Genomic DNA, 13,546 nt, shown 5'->3' with positions numbered 1-13,546 from the left:
ATTATTAGAAAATTTATAATAATTCAAAATAGTACTTAGTATATATTAACTGAAATACAGGTTATAGACAACCATCTTTTCAGGAGGAATTCATATAATTTCTGGTATGTTCTTGTAGTCTTTTATAGATTGTTTATTAATAAAATAAAAATTATTTATTAATACAAAAAAATTAGCAGCACTCTGAAGAAGTAAAGTGTTCTAATGTCAGATTAAAAACGAGTGCATATTCTAGAGGTATTATATCTAAAAAGTTTTCAAAAGTAAAAAATAGGCTAGGCCTAATGGTCTAGCCTATTAATTGCTTATATTAGGCTTACTATGACTGATTTCTGTTTCTGTATTGTTTTACATAAGAGTCACAGTAGATGTTTTGATTTAATAAGATTTCACCTGTAGCTGCAACTTCCATCAACGCATCGTCATTAGCATCAGCAATGGCCATATCTAAACCTGAAGCCATTGCCATTGCCAAGTATACGCGGTTGATTAAATGTCTATCAGCACAATTCTGAGAAACATTAGATAACCCTAAAACAGTCCTTGGAGCTGGGTTAGCGAGCATTTTTATTTGCTGTAAAGTATATAGCACCTCTGGAGCATGATCTTGGGCTACGTTTGCTGGAAGGATTAGTGGATCAATAATTAAGTTTTCCATTGGCAAACCGAATTCATCAGCAGCAGCTACCAATTCCATTGCAATTGCTAATCTTGAATCTGAGTCTTTGGGAATACCTTTTTTATCCATTGTTAAACCAATAATTGATGCATTGTATTTAACGGCTAATGGGAAAGAGATTTCAAGTTTCTCTCTTTGCGCTGAAGTTGAGTTAATAATAGCAGGTTTTTTACAGAGCTTCAAACCCTCTTCAATTGCTTTGAAATCCGTTGAGTCTAAGCATAATGGAAGACTAGAAGCTTCCTGAGTTACTTCTACTAACCATTTCATTGCACCTATTCTGTCAGCAGAACCAGGTCCCACGTTAATATCTAAATAATGAGCTCCACCTTCTTCCTGCCTTTTAGCCCATTCTTGAACTGTTTTAGGATCCTTTTCCTGGATTGCCTTTTTTATGTCTGTAAACATGCCATTAATTCTTTCGCCTATAATTAACATAATTGACCTCCTATCTAACTATAATATTAATTTTTGCTGCAGCACCTTAGATACTGCAGCAAAAACCTAAGATTACTTATAACTTATTTACCTTCATTAACTGATCTATACTCTTCTTGACTAACTGAACTGATTTAGGGTGTCTGAGTAATAAAATGTGAACACCTGATTGTAATAAAGAAGTTGCGGTTACAGTTTCCCATAAGACACCTCTATCTTCTACATCTCCCCACTCAGGGTAATCTTCAGTAGGAGCGATAGCTTCTTTTGTCTTCCATGATTCGAAACCTGCAGTTGCAATAATAGGCATTCCAAGCATTTTATCTCCTTGCAAAGCACCTAATCTAGCTCTCTCGAGGATAGAGTATGCATACTCTATCCCATATCCCAAAGCACCTATCGTTGGGTCAATAATAATCCTAGAAGTAGGTAGGTTCATTTCAGAGATTAAGATGTTTAACTGCTTGCAAATATTTATATCTAGAGGTGAGCGAGCGATAATAGTATGTTTGTGAACCATACATGCAGCTGTTAAAGTTTTATAATTCTCTTGTTCAGCAAAACCAAGTAGAAGGTTCTCACCTGCAGCAGCCTCCGCTACAGCTGGTAATACTTCATTGTCTTTTTCTTCAACCCCACAACCTGCAACGATTAATGGTACACTAACAGCTGCTAGAACCTTTTTAACAATTTCAGCACATTTTTCTGGAGAATGGTCAGCCTCATCAGGATGAGCTCCATCTAACTTAAGATATATCAAGTCAGCTCCATATTCCTCTACACACTTTTGTGCCCACGCAGCAGGGTCACCCCATACATCACTTAATTCTTTTGTTAGACTAGCACTCCATTTAGGAACCATGTCTTGAACTTCCATAGCTACTACTGGTTTGTTTGGAAACTCACCTTCAAAGTGATGGAAAGGTAATGCAGAATCTCCACCAACAGTAATTGTATGGGAACGTGTACCACCCTGTTCTTTGGTAGCTCCGAGTGTCACTTCGATAACCTTAGAAGTGTTTCTATCTTTTAAAATTGCTACTGCCATAAACTTCTCTCCTTTCCAAAGGTTAATTATTTAAAACTGTTTTATTGAGAATGTCTTTAACGGACTCAACTGCTTTACTATCATCAGGCAAGTCGAACAAAGCTCGAGCATGCAGATCATATTCCACAACTTGTTCATCCATTGGGATGTAACCAATAAAATTCAATCCCGTCTTTTGGATTTCTGGCATTATGGTATCTAATTGCTCTTCATTAGAGATTTTGGTTATAACAAGATAGACATTATCTATTTCGTTTTTGAGTGCTTCTATCAACTCTCTAACTCTTGCTGCTGACCTAATTCCCCTAACTGAACCATCACTAATAACAAATAAATGGTTAACCTTTTTTACAGTACCCCTACTTATATGCTCCAATCCTGCTTCATTATCTACAACCACATAATCGTAGTTTGGAGCAAGTTTGTCCATGTTGCCCTTTAGAATATCATTAGGATAACAATAACAACCAGGACCTTGTGGGCCTCCCATAACTAGCAGATCAATGTTTTTTGTTTCAATGATAGCTTGTGATAGCATATATTCAATAAACATGTGCTTAGACATACCCTCAGGTACTGCCTTTGGGTCCTTGGTAGCCTCTAAAATCTCAGAAATCGCTTTTTCCACCTCCAAGCCTAAAGCCTCATTTAAGTTTGAATTAGGATCTGCATCCAGGGCTAAAATACTAGGATTTTTTCCTTGCAAAAGGCTTTTTATAACCAATGCGGCAAATGTCGTTTTTCCGGTTCCACCCTTTCCTGCTACAGCGATTGTTACAGTCACTACTGGTCACCTACCTTATTATCTTTATTAACGTAATTCAACTGAAGGAAATAATCTTAAGTCAGTATGAGGTAAAAATAGAGCTTGCATAAACTCATCCATAAATAAATTACCTACTGAAAGCTCTAAGTATGTCATCATTTTCCCAATATTTTCAGCCTGCTTCCAGGACTCTTGGGATATCAATGCCAACTCGGCACCTTTTAAAGATGTATTCCCTACAAATTCATATTTTTCAAGGGGTAAATCCGGTAGCAATCCAAGTCTAACAGCATCAGGAATGTTAAGATAATTACCAAAACCACCAGCAATCAAAATCTTATCAATCAACTCAATTTCCAACTGAAGTGTTTTTAATAGACTTTGAATACCAGCAAAAACAGCTCCTTTGGACCTGATAATGTTTTTGATATCATTTTCAGATATATACACATCTTTCCCAATACCAGATTCCCCTTTCCATACAAGTACAAAAAGCTTATCATCATGTGTAATCTGTACTCTTTGGGATTCTGTATCTTGAAAAGTACCTGTCCTGTCAATTATACCAACCTGATGCATTTTAGCAATACAGTCTATCAAGCCTGAACCACATATGCCAATTGCTTTACCAGATTCTATTGTATTTACCTTAACTTCAAATGTTTCGTTGTCTATCTCGACCCTTTCAATGGCACCCTTCATAGCTCTTGTGCCATGAGTTATGCCACCACCTTCAAAAGCAGGTCCGGCAGAACAAGCACAGCTTATAAGCCAATCCTGGTTGCCTAAGACAATTTCTCCATTAGTACCAATATCAATGAAAAGAGTAAGTTCCTCTTTGTTTGATATTTTAGTTACCAGAGCTCCAGACACGATATCTCCACCTACATAGCTTGCTACAGCGGGAAAGCTATATACTAGACCTTCTGGATTCATCTGTAACCCCAGATCCTTACCCTTCACTATTGGAGCGAAGGTAGCAGTAGGAACATAAGGTTCAAGTCTAATATACTTTGGATGTAAACCAAGTAAGAGATGGGTCATAGTTGTGTTGCCAGAAGTAACCATAATACATATTTCATCAGAAGTTAGATGATGTTTTTCTAACAACTTAGATGTTAATTCATTTATTGTTTTAATTACCAGAGATTGAAGTTCCTGTAACCCATTTTCTTCAGATGAGCTGTGTATCATTCTAGAAACAACGTCATCACCTAGCTTAGCTTGACGATTATATGTTCCCATTTTATCAATAGATCTTCCATTCTCCAGATCAACCAAACTGACTACAACAGTAGTAGTGCCAATATCAATTGCTAGCCCATAGCAAGACTTGTCGTCATGACCAGGATCTATTCTGATTATTTCGTAGTCTTTACCGTTCAAGGCTAATGTTAATGTAACCTGCCAGTTACCCTTTCTTAAGTTCTCTGCCATTTGTGATAGAACTGGCAAACTAATCTTTGGGTTCTTTATTCCAAATTGCTTAGCTAATTCAGTCTCTAATCGGGATAAGTCACTAATAATCTCGGTTAAATTTGGAGCATCCATCGAAAGCTTAATTTTTTTACTTAATGGATTTAAATTATATCCATTTAACAGGGAAATGTTTGTTTCAGCTAAAATTCCTACTTTATCGTCCATCAAGACTTGATGAGCTTCAAGTCTTGACTCTGTTGGAATTTGAACAATGATATTATCCTCTACAAAGGTTTTGCAAGCTAAAACATATCCTGCATCTCTATGCTTTTTTGGTAATGTACAGTTGAATTTATTGTCGTATTGATAATTTCCTTCAATTACTCTTATCTTACAACGCCCACAGGTGCCTTCACTACCACATGAACTCTTTATTCCTATACCTGCATAATTTGCAGCTTGGATTAAAGTTTTGCCTGCTTCTAATTCAATTGTGATTTGATCTGGAAGAAAGGTCACCGAGTATTTCATTTAATCACTCCTACGCAAATTGACTTTTTGCAAATGATGGTATACCAGAAGCTTCCCTCGGACCAACAATTACTTTCCAACCCGATGAATCTTCGAGCTTACCACTTACAACAGCAACTAGGCCAGGAATTACAACGTTCCTATGGCTTACTTTATCTTCAATACCAACCTTTTTAAGAACTGCAGCTATTTGCTCTGGCTCATATTTACCAGCTGAATATGCAGTTAATACTGATGTTCCATCTGTATTGATTGGTATGATATATGAAGGAATCTTACTAGATTCAACTTCACCTTGAACAGTATAGAATGATAATGAGAAGTTAGTTGTAACATAAACAGGTGAATTCTCATTTACATCTCCAACAGCATATATTTTTTCTTCAACTTGGATTGGAACTTGTGGATCTGTATATAGGTTTTGTCTCCAGGACATTAGTGGTGCCATGTGAGCTGGGTCAGTTGTATCCATCACAACTATACTTGCATATCTCCCTGTTAGAGCCACGGCCTCAACAACTTCTTCTAATGGGTCAGTTGCTTGAGTGAACGCCATTATGGGATATCCAAATGGTCTGAATTTCTTCTTAATAGCCTGACGGCGAATCTGTACTAAATTTGCAATGGTTTGTGATAAATCTTTGCTTCCAGGATCTAGAACAAGTTGCTTATGTCCTAAGTTAACAACCTTCTGAACTAGCTCGGCTAAAGCATCTAAGCCTTCTGCATATACAGCTAGAGGAACATCTTTGTCTTTAGCTAGCTTAGTCATTTCTTCATAGTTGTCTTCTGTAGCTGCATAAACAAGAGGCTTTTTGTCAGCTACTATTTCCAATGCTTTTGCAACAGCAGGAACATCAGTAGATATTAGTACTAGAGGCATATCTGTGATACTATTTGCAATCTCTACAGCTTTTACAAAAGCATCAGCACTACCTGATTGATTGTCGATAGCAACAAACTGGGATTTATACTGCATCCCAACTCTTTCAATAACTAGGTTGTTTACTTTTTTAACTTTCTCGCTAATTTCTTCCTCTGATAAACTATCACTAACTTTAATAGCATATGCAGCTTCATGATAAAACTTTTTATCGTGACGGAATAATTCTGTTTCGTCACCCATTTCAACAACATAATCCCCAGTACCAGCTTTAACTAAAGCAATTGGAGGAGCTGCCGCTGATTCTAAAGCTTCCTTTGCTGCATCAGTAACATATGGACATGAATCCAATGCTGCTTTCCCACTTGCAAGATTCATCGCAAATGCTAAGCAAGTTGGAGGTCCACATTCTCCGCAGTTCTTTTTTGGCAGTTGTTTGTAAATTTCCAAACCTGTTAAGCCCATAACTGATCCCCTTTCTTAATTGAATAAGACATTTTTATTTTTATTGGGTGCCGCAAAAAACGGCACCCAAAATTGATATTAAAATAATGGATCCATAGTTAATGCTGGATGGCCTTTCTCTTCAAGGAATGGTAGTATCTCATCTGAAGTAGTTCCGATTGTTTCATCGGCTATCTTGTCAATGAAATCTTCACCAAGACCATCTTCTACACTTCTCTTAATTAAATCATCTCTTAAGAATTCTTTTAATGCTTTAGGCATCCAAACAATTCGCTGTAATCCACCATCAGCAGTTATGAATTTTCTACTAACAATATAGCTCTTACCTATACCCATGAAACCTGGTGTTTGAACACCACCACCAACCATACCAGCTAAAGTTGAGAATGTCATACCACATGGGGTATCTCCAGTATGCTCGCGCATTGTAATCATAATTCCATTAGCTTCAGGAAGTATTGCCATGATAGCTTCGAAACAACCACATGAAGTCATTGGTTTTTCCATCAAAGTATACATGCAGACACTATCGATTGTTCTGTTAGAAGTTGTAAACATAAAGTCATTACAACTCTTCCATTCACCCTTCATATCATTAATAGCAGTTCCCTTGGGAATTGGTTGATTAGGACCAGTACTGTCAATTTCATAGGCTGCCCTACCATCCAACCAGCTAACAGCACCACATAATCCTACCCTTTCAGGAGTAACAATACAGACATGGTTAGGAGCAAAGGACTGACATAAAGTACATGAATAGAATTCTTCGACCTTATCGTCAGTTAAACCTCTCATTCTGTCGTCTCTTTCTTTATATTTAGCTTTAGCAATTTGTACTTTTTCTTCAACGATTGCTGGGTCGGTAATTATTGTAACTTGAACTCTATCAACAATAGCTGGAAAATCAGCCTTGAACTTAGTAATTAAGATATCACCATAGTGCTTAAATTTGACATCTTTAGCTTTAGCATCTTTACTTATTCTTAACCAGTTTATATCCCTCTGAGCGGTATGCCACAAACCTTCACCATAGTTAATGAAGTCGTGGATTCTTCTTTCAAGAACACCTTCAAAATCCGTCTGCATTTTACGTCCATAGATATCTACCATAATACCCAAAGGAATTCGTGCACCTTCTTCAATATCGCTAAGTTCAGGTCCAATAACTTCAATCTTGCCATCTTCAATTTCATCTTCAGATACTGATTGAACTAATTCAAAGGATGTTGTTTTACCTCCACCCATTTCAACATACATATCATTTTTACGGATAGTCTCACCTTCAAAGGCTGGACCAAAATTAACTGGCAGGTCAATTTTAGTTTTTACAACCTTTATACCTCTTGCTTCCATTGCTGTCTGAACAATTTTGTTATAGTCAGGTTGTGAAATAAACCAATCTTTGATTTGTTTATCCTCAGGCAACTCTTGATCCGTAATTACTGGAAAACCAGTATAAATTGCGCCCATGGCGGCTGCAGTTTTTACCATATCATGCTCGCCTAAATATAATATAAATGCCTTAATACGGCGGTGTTGATAATCTCTTTGTTCTTCTAATAAGCCAGGTTTAATTCCACCAAACATCATACCAGCTCTTAATGCATAATTAGCTGCATGTACCACCTGTGTGAAATTACCGACTGGGAATGCAATATAGTCGATTCCGAGTTTAACATTTTCTTCCATTAATTGCTCAATGAATTCATCACATAGAAAAAGCATCATTCCTTTTCCCATTAAATCATCAACAATCATTTTTGCCGATTGACTATCCTTTGCTCTACCAATGATAACTGCCTCACCAGGTATAGTCCAGTCAACCATCTTAATTCCATATTTCCTAACAACAGGATCTCCAATAAATCCAGTCCAAGGCTCAACAAAGAGTGGTTCTTCTCTAGTATGTCCGATGTAGTTAACAGCTTCAATAATTTCTGCTGCTACCCATGTTGCTCGACCTGCATTTCGTGAATTTTCAAAAGTTAGATTTTCATTTAAAAGACTTCTAGCGCTATTTAAAACTGGAACCAATTCTCCAAGTTGGGTGATTTCTTCTCCAGTCCAACATCTAATTACTGGCAAAGAATATGCTGTATCTGGATAGCTTATTTGATAATCCTCACCATATCTTCTAATTGCTTGATTGAGTCTAATTTCTGCATAGCTGGTTGCAGTAATTGCACCATGATAGACCTCTCTAAACAATACCTTTGGCTCTTTCCCTTCTTCAATTACATTATCATATATTGAATCAAAATTTAATTTATTAGACATTATATATTCCTCCTTTCCACATGATTAATAGTTTTGACAGAGTGGAGTTTGAAACTCTTCTGCTTTTTGCATGTGTATCTTTAATTTCCAATTTCTATATTCCAAAGCACTTAAAAGTTTCTGTGCTCCTATTTCAGGATCCATTTCAAACATAAAATAACCGCCATAAACATCCCCAGCAACTTGAGTTAGTATGCTATATAAAAGGTCACTTCCTTCAACAGGAGGCATAGAACCGACATGAGTTGGCCATCCGCCAGCAACAAGCCAGGAACCAATTGCAGTTGCCTTACCACTCATTGCCTCAGGAGCTGAAGCTACAAAAGGAACCTTTGGAGTGTCTACACCCAAATCTTCTGCCATTTTCATCATTAATTGGTATGCTCTCGAATTATCTACACAAGAACCTACATGGAAGGTTGGAGGTAGCTTTGTTGATAGTTCCGATTTTTCTTCAATTGCATGGATAAACTTTTTAAGTCCTTCACCACAGAACTCATCAACTCTATCAGGGTCCATCAAACCAAATTTTGATGTTGCATAAGTTGCACAGCCAGTTGTCAAAACTAAAACATCATTTTTCAACATCTCTTTTATGATGGTGATATGGTTCTCATCTTGATATGATTTGGTGTTATTACAACCAGCCATTAGTATTACGCCTTTTAGCTGACCATTAATAATAGCATTGTTTAAATACTTAATGGGATTTTCTGAATTTACTGTTGCAAATAAATCCATTAATGCTTCCAAACTAAAGCCTGACACTATTTTTGTTTTATGATTAGGGATTTTTACTGGTTGATTTGATTCTTTTCTAGCTTTAAAAGCTTCAATAGCAATTCTGATACATTCTTTTGCGTTCTTTGTAGCACTTTCAACCTGATAATCAATATGCATAGAACCTGGTATTTTAACAATATCTGATGTAGTAATGATCTTTGTACTATAACATTCAGCTATCTTTTGAATGGTTGGCATGATGCACTGAACATCGACCACCATAGCATCACATACACCTGTTACTATTGCTAGTTCTTGGGAAGTATAGGAGGTTAAGATTGGTATACCTTGTCGCATTAATATTTCATTACCAGTACAGCACATACCAACTATATTAAGTCCTTTTGCGCCAGCTTTAATAGCTTCATGTTCCATTTCCCTAGCAGTTGTGACGAGAATATCACTTAAAAGTGGATTGTGACCATGTACTACAAAGTTTACTTTATCTTTATCTAGAACACCCATATTAGCTTCAGTTACAACTGGTTTTGGAGTTCCAAATAATGCGTCAGAGATTTCTGTTGCCATTATTTCACCTGCAGCATCTGAAAGTGCAACCCTTATTGCACTAAAAACTATATTAACAGGATCATTATCCATGCCAACATGGGCTTGTGTACAAAGATCAGAAATAGTTGCATGAATTCCATGCGGAACAACATTACATTGCCTAAACTTTTCAACACGTTCTGGAATGGAGCTCTTGGTTAACCAAGTAGATTCTCCCATGTTTTTAAGCCTGCTTAAATCTTCTATTGATATCTTGGCGATTTCATGCGCAATTTCCTTATCATTTTTTCCTTCAACATCTACATCAAGTCTTACAGCTACTGCTCGAAGCTTTTCTGGGTCCTTTATTGAATAATCTGAGGCTTTACCTTCTGCGTACTCTAATAAAGCCATTGCAATATGGTTAGCATGCTCTGAGTGGGAAGCTGCTCCTGTAATAATCATCAGACCAACGTTTCTTGCAGCTATAGTCCATGCAGAAGCTCCACAAATACCTCTACTTCCAGGTCCTTCAAGAGCTTTTATGCGACATGGACCTTTCATACAAAATTTGCAACAAAGACCTTCATAACCAAATTTACATTGGGGTTGTTGGGCTATAAACCTGTCAAACGTTGTTTCTATATTATTTTCTTTTGCAACTTCCAATAATTCTAATGCAGCAGGATCAATTGTACGTTCGCGTACTTTCCTATTTTTAACTCTGTCTGCATCAGAAGGCCTACATGTGTGATCTACATCCCTAAATCTTGGCATATTTATACCTCCCTGATATAAAATTTATAATAAAATTGATAATCAGCTGTTTCTGGCCAGGATCTCGCTTCCAATTGCTTCAAGATCAAGGCTGGCTGCACTACTCTTGTCTAAAGGGTGAAATTCCATTGCTAAGTCTAGTACTTCTTCATTAAATTCCACAAAACCTAAGATTTCATGTGCTGGTAATGCTGATTTCAAAAATACCTTTTCTTTTTCAGTTCTGATTTTATTACCAATAAAATTAATGTGCTGAACACCTAATTCCTGTGCTAGTTTCTTTACAATTAGAGCGGTATTAACACTAACCTTACTGGCTTCTGTAACAATTAACATTATATCTACTCCACCAGAGGTTCCTCTAGTTAAATGCTCTATACCTGCACCCATATCAAGCAACACAATTTCTTTATGTTTAATAAGTAAGGAATTGACCAAAGCATTTAGGATAGTGTTCTCTCTGCAGTAACAGGATGAACCACCCTGTTTAACTGCACCCATCTTCAAAAAGAAAAGATTACCTTTTTGGATGATGTAATCCTCTAAAATATCGTCTACTTGAGGATCTAATGGAAAAAATGCTCCATCACCACCGCATTTTTTTGATATAACCTCTCGCATCTCTACAATTGGTTTAAGTCCTTCTACAGAATTATCGTCAATTCCTAATATTGTTCCTAAACTAACATCAGGATCAGCATCTACAGCAAATACTTTATACCCCTTATTTAAAAAGAATTTAGTTAAACCAGCGGAAATAGTTGTTTTTCCAACTCCACCTTTACCAGAAACTGCGATTTTCATTATTACTACACCCCATCTTTCTACCTGGACTTTACATGAATTTTTATGTTGATGATATCTAAAAACACTTCTAGTAAACTAGTATATATTTAGTGTAAATTATAGAAAAATGCATATGGAAATACTTACTATTCTTTTGTATTCTATACACATGCCTCCCTATTTGTTTTTTTTATAACAAGGATTAACATTGCTAATCCTTTACACCTAGCTAATTCTTCAAGAAAATAAGTTTTCCCTTATAAGAATATAAAGAAGCCAAAAAAACCATAGAAGCAATAGGATTTTACCTGCTTTCTAAAAAAACAGTTATTCTTATAAGTTGAAATAAAAAAATCAGATGATTTCATTATCTTTTTAATATTCTACATAACTCACAAAAATCCTTGTACCACACTAAAAATACTTTGTACCACTAATTTGCTTCCATTTACATGAAAACCTGACAGTTTATCTTATAAATTTTAGAGATGCCTACATTGTGCAATTTATCACATTCTCTATGTGCATTATATCACAAAGACATCTCCTTTCAAAGATAAAAATAATTAAAAATAGATGAAAATTTATTCTGAAAATTCATATATAAAGCAACATAAAAGACCTACGTTTTATTAATAGAACCTAGGTCTTTTCCTGAAAAGTATCTATTTATCTACTTTGGTCTAAATGCTAGGCCTAATCCACCTGGTCCAACGTGTGATCCTATGACCGGGCCACAGCTATAAGTGTTAAATTCAAGCTCTGGCCACTTTTCTTTTAAAAGCTCTTCTAGTTTAATGAGGCCTTCTCTATTATAGACTTGAATAAGGGTTACCTTAAGATTGTTTATACCCCCATATTTATCAGCCATTGCTTCTAATTCTGAAATTATTCTTAATAATGCTTTTTTACGTGTCCTTACTTTATCAAACAATCCAACTTGCCCATCTATATAAAGAATTGGTTTAATGTTTAGTATGGTTCCTAAGATTGATCCAGCTTTACCAATTCTACCACCCTTCTGTAGATATTTAAGATTATCAACAATAAATAATAGCTTATTATTCTCTTTTATATAACTGAGCTTATTTATTATTTCAACTTTTGAATATCCTAACTTTACCATTTCTACTGCAGTTAGTACCATGTCTTCTAAGACTGTTGCAGTAGTTGCTGAATCAAAAACATGAATTTTGTTTGATTCTATCTCTGAAGCAGCTGTATTGGCAGAATGTATGGTACCACTAATCATCTCAGATATATGTATTGAAATAATTTCATCATATTCTTTTAGTATCTCAGTATACGCTGTATGGAAATCACCTACGGAAGGTTGGGATGTGGTTGGAAAGCCTTTTGATTTCTTAAGCTGAATAAAAAAATCTTCATGAGATTTCAAATTTTCTTTGAAGTGGTCATTATCTAAAGTTACACTTAATGGAACTACAGTTACGTTGAGGTTTTTCAAGTCTTCATTCTTAATGTATGCAGTAGAATCAGTTACAATTTTTATTTTTGGCATATTTATCCTCCTCCCATTTCAACTAATTATATCATATTAGTTGCTATAACTCTTCATGAAAGTGGATAAATGGAGGTAAAATTATTTGGCTGGGGTGGCAGGATTTGAACCTACGAATGGCGATTCCAAAGACCGCTGCCTTACCACTTGGCTACACCCCATTATTAGGATATATATAATGTTGTGTAATTAGTTATTATTCTATACAAGTTTTTAAATAAATAAAAAAACAGCGAAACTTCGCTGTTAAATAAACTTATCTATGGAGCCGACGATGGGAATTGAACCCGCAACCTGCTGATTACAAGTCAGCTGCTCTACCGTTGAGCTACGTCGGCAAATAATGGCGGAGTTGACGGGAGTCGAACCCGCGATCCTCGGCGTGACAGGCCGATATGTTAGACCACTACACCACAACTCCAATAAAACTATATGGTGGGCAATGACGGGCTTGAACCGCCGACATCCTGCTTGTAAGGCAGGCGCTCTCCCAACTGAGCTAATCGCCCTCATTAACATAAATGGTGACCCGTAGGGGACTTGAACCCCTGTTACCGCCGTGAAAGGGCGGTGTCTTAACCGCTTGACCAACGGGCCTTATTAAAATGGTCGGGGCGAAAGGATTTGAACCTTCGACCCCATGGTCCCAAACCATGTGCGCTACCAAACTGCGCTACGCCCCG

9 protein-coding genes and 6 tRNA genes are annotated in these 13,546 nt (G+C 36.4%); all 15 read right to left on the bottom strand.

What is annotated here, in order from left to right:
- Positions 1–319: 319 nt before the first annotated feature.
- The 15 genes from APF76_03790 to APF76_03720 all read right to left on the bottom strand — a co-directional run bounded on the left by APF76_03790 (position 320) and on the right by APF76_03720 (position 13,546).
- Positions 320–1,117, bottom strand: coding sequence for a methyltetrahydrofolate--corrinoid methyltransferase (locus APF76_03790; GenBank protein KUO52169.1), 798 nt, complete (start codon positions 1,115–1,117; stop codon positions 320–322).
- Positions 1,118–1,193: 76 nt separating this feature from the next.
- Complete coding sequence (locus APF76_03785; protein ID KUO52168.1) at positions 1,194–2,165, bottom strand: acetyl-CoA decarbonylase/synthase complex subunit delta; 972 nt, start codon at positions 2,163–2,165, stop codon at positions 1,194–1,196.
- Between the two features lie 22 nt (positions 2,166–2,187).
- Positions 2,188–2,949 (bottom strand): carbon monoxide dehydrogenase, encoded by a 762-nt coding sequence (locus APF76_03780; protein KUO52167.1) that lies wholly within the window; start codon positions 2,947–2,949, stop codon positions 2,188–2,190.
- Positions 2,950–2,976: 27 nt separating this feature from the next.
- Positions 2,977–4,881 carry a ferredoxin gene (locus APF76_03775; GenBank protein ID KUO52166.1) on the bottom strand — a complete coding sequence of 635 codons (1,905 nt, stop codon included), beginning with the start codon at positions 4,879–4,881 and terminating at the stop codon, positions 2,977–2,979.
- Positions 4,882–4,891: 10 nt separating this feature from the next.
- Positions 4,892–6,229 carry an acetyl-CoA decarbonylase/synthase complex subunit gamma gene (locus tag APF76_03770; GenBank protein ID KUO52165.1) on the bottom strand — a complete coding sequence of 446 codons (1,338 nt, stop codon included), beginning with the start codon at positions 6,227–6,229 and terminating at the stop codon, positions 4,892–4,894.
- A gap of 78 nt (positions 6,230–6,307) precedes the next feature.
- On the bottom strand, positions 6,308–8,506 hold the full coding sequence (locus APF76_03765) for a bifunctional acetyl-CoA decarbonylase/synthase complex subunit alpha/beta (GenBank protein ID KUO52164.1): 2,199 nt from the start codon (positions 8,504–8,506) through the stop codon (positions 6,308–6,310).
- Between the two features lie 24 nt (positions 8,507–8,530).
- Positions 8,531–10,555, bottom strand: a complete 2,025-nt coding sequence (locus tag APF76_03760; GenBank protein ID KUO52163.1) for a carbon monoxide dehydrogenase — start codon at positions 10,553–10,555, stop codon at positions 8,531–8,533.
- A 42-nt stretch (positions 10,556–10,597) separates the two neighbouring features.
- On the bottom strand, positions 10,598–11,359 hold the full coding sequence (locus APF76_03755) for a carbon monoxide dehydrogenase (GenBank protein ID KUO52162.1): 762 nt from the start codon (positions 11,357–11,359) through the stop codon (positions 10,598–10,600).
- Positions 11,360–12,014: 655 nt separating this feature from the next.
- Positions 12,015–12,863 carry a hypothetical protein gene (locus tag APF76_03750; protein KUO52161.1) on the bottom strand — a complete coding sequence of 283 codons (849 nt, stop codon included), beginning with the start codon at positions 12,861–12,863 and terminating at the stop codon, positions 12,015–12,017.
- Between the two features lie 86 nt (positions 12,864–12,949).
- Positions 12,950–13,024, bottom strand: a tRNA-Gln gene (locus tag APF76_03745).
- A gap of 102 nt (positions 13,025–13,126) precedes the next feature.
- A tRNA-Thr gene (locus tag APF76_03740) sits at positions 13,127–13,201 on the bottom strand.
- Positions 13,202–13,207: 6 nt separating this feature from the next.
- Positions 13,208–13,284 (bottom strand) — tRNA-Asp (locus APF76_03735).
- 12 nt (positions 13,285–13,296) lie between these two features.
- Positions 13,297–13,372 (bottom strand) — tRNA-Val (locus APF76_03730).
- Positions 13,373–13,385: 13 nt separating this feature from the next.
- Positions 13,386–13,460 (bottom strand) — tRNA-Glu (locus APF76_03725).
- 9 nt (positions 13,461–13,469) lie between these two features.
- A tRNA-Pro gene (locus APF76_03720) sits at positions 13,470–13,546 on the bottom strand.

The organism is Desulfitibacter sp. BRH_c19 (genome assembly GCA_001515945.1).
Taxonomy (GTDB): Bacteria; Bacillota; DSM-16504; order Desulfitibacterales; family Desulfitibacteraceae; genus Desulfitibacter.
This window is presented reverse-complemented; position numbering and strand designations above follow the sequence as displayed.

What these genes read in the sequence shown, in the direction of transcription:
- APF76_03750 (KUO52161.1), bottom strand. Translation starts at nt 12,863, where the DNA reads ATGCCAAAAATAAAAATTGTAACTGATTCTACTGCATACATTAAGAAT.
- APF76_03760 (KUO52163.1), bottom strand. Translation starts at nt 10,555, where the DNA reads ATGCCAAGATTTAGGGATGTAGATCACACATGTAGGCCTTCTGATGCA.
- APF76_03765 (KUO52164.1), bottom strand. Translation starts at nt 8,506, where the DNA reads ATGTCTAATAAATTAAATTTTGATTCAATATATGATAATGTAATTGAA.
- APF76_03775 (KUO52166.1), bottom strand. Translation starts at nt 4,881, where the DNA reads ATGAAATACTCGGTGACCTTTCTTCCAGATCAAATCACAATTGAATTA.
- APF76_03790 (KUO52169.1), bottom strand. Translation starts at nt 1,117, where the DNA reads ATGTTAATTATAGGCGAAAGAATTAATGGCATGTTTACAGACATAAAA.
- APF76_03755 (KUO52162.1), bottom strand. Translation starts at nt 11,359, where the DNA reads ATGAAAATCGCAGTTTCTGGTAAAGGTGGAGTTGGAAAAACAACTATT.
- APF76_03770 (KUO52165.1), bottom strand. Translation starts at nt 6,229, where the DNA reads ATGGGCTTAACAGGTTTGGAAATTTACAAACAACTGCCAAAAAAGAAC.
- APF76_03785 (KUO52168.1), bottom strand. Translation starts at nt 2,165, where the DNA reads ATGGCAGTAGCAATTTTAAAAGATAGAAACACTTCTAAGGTTATCGAA.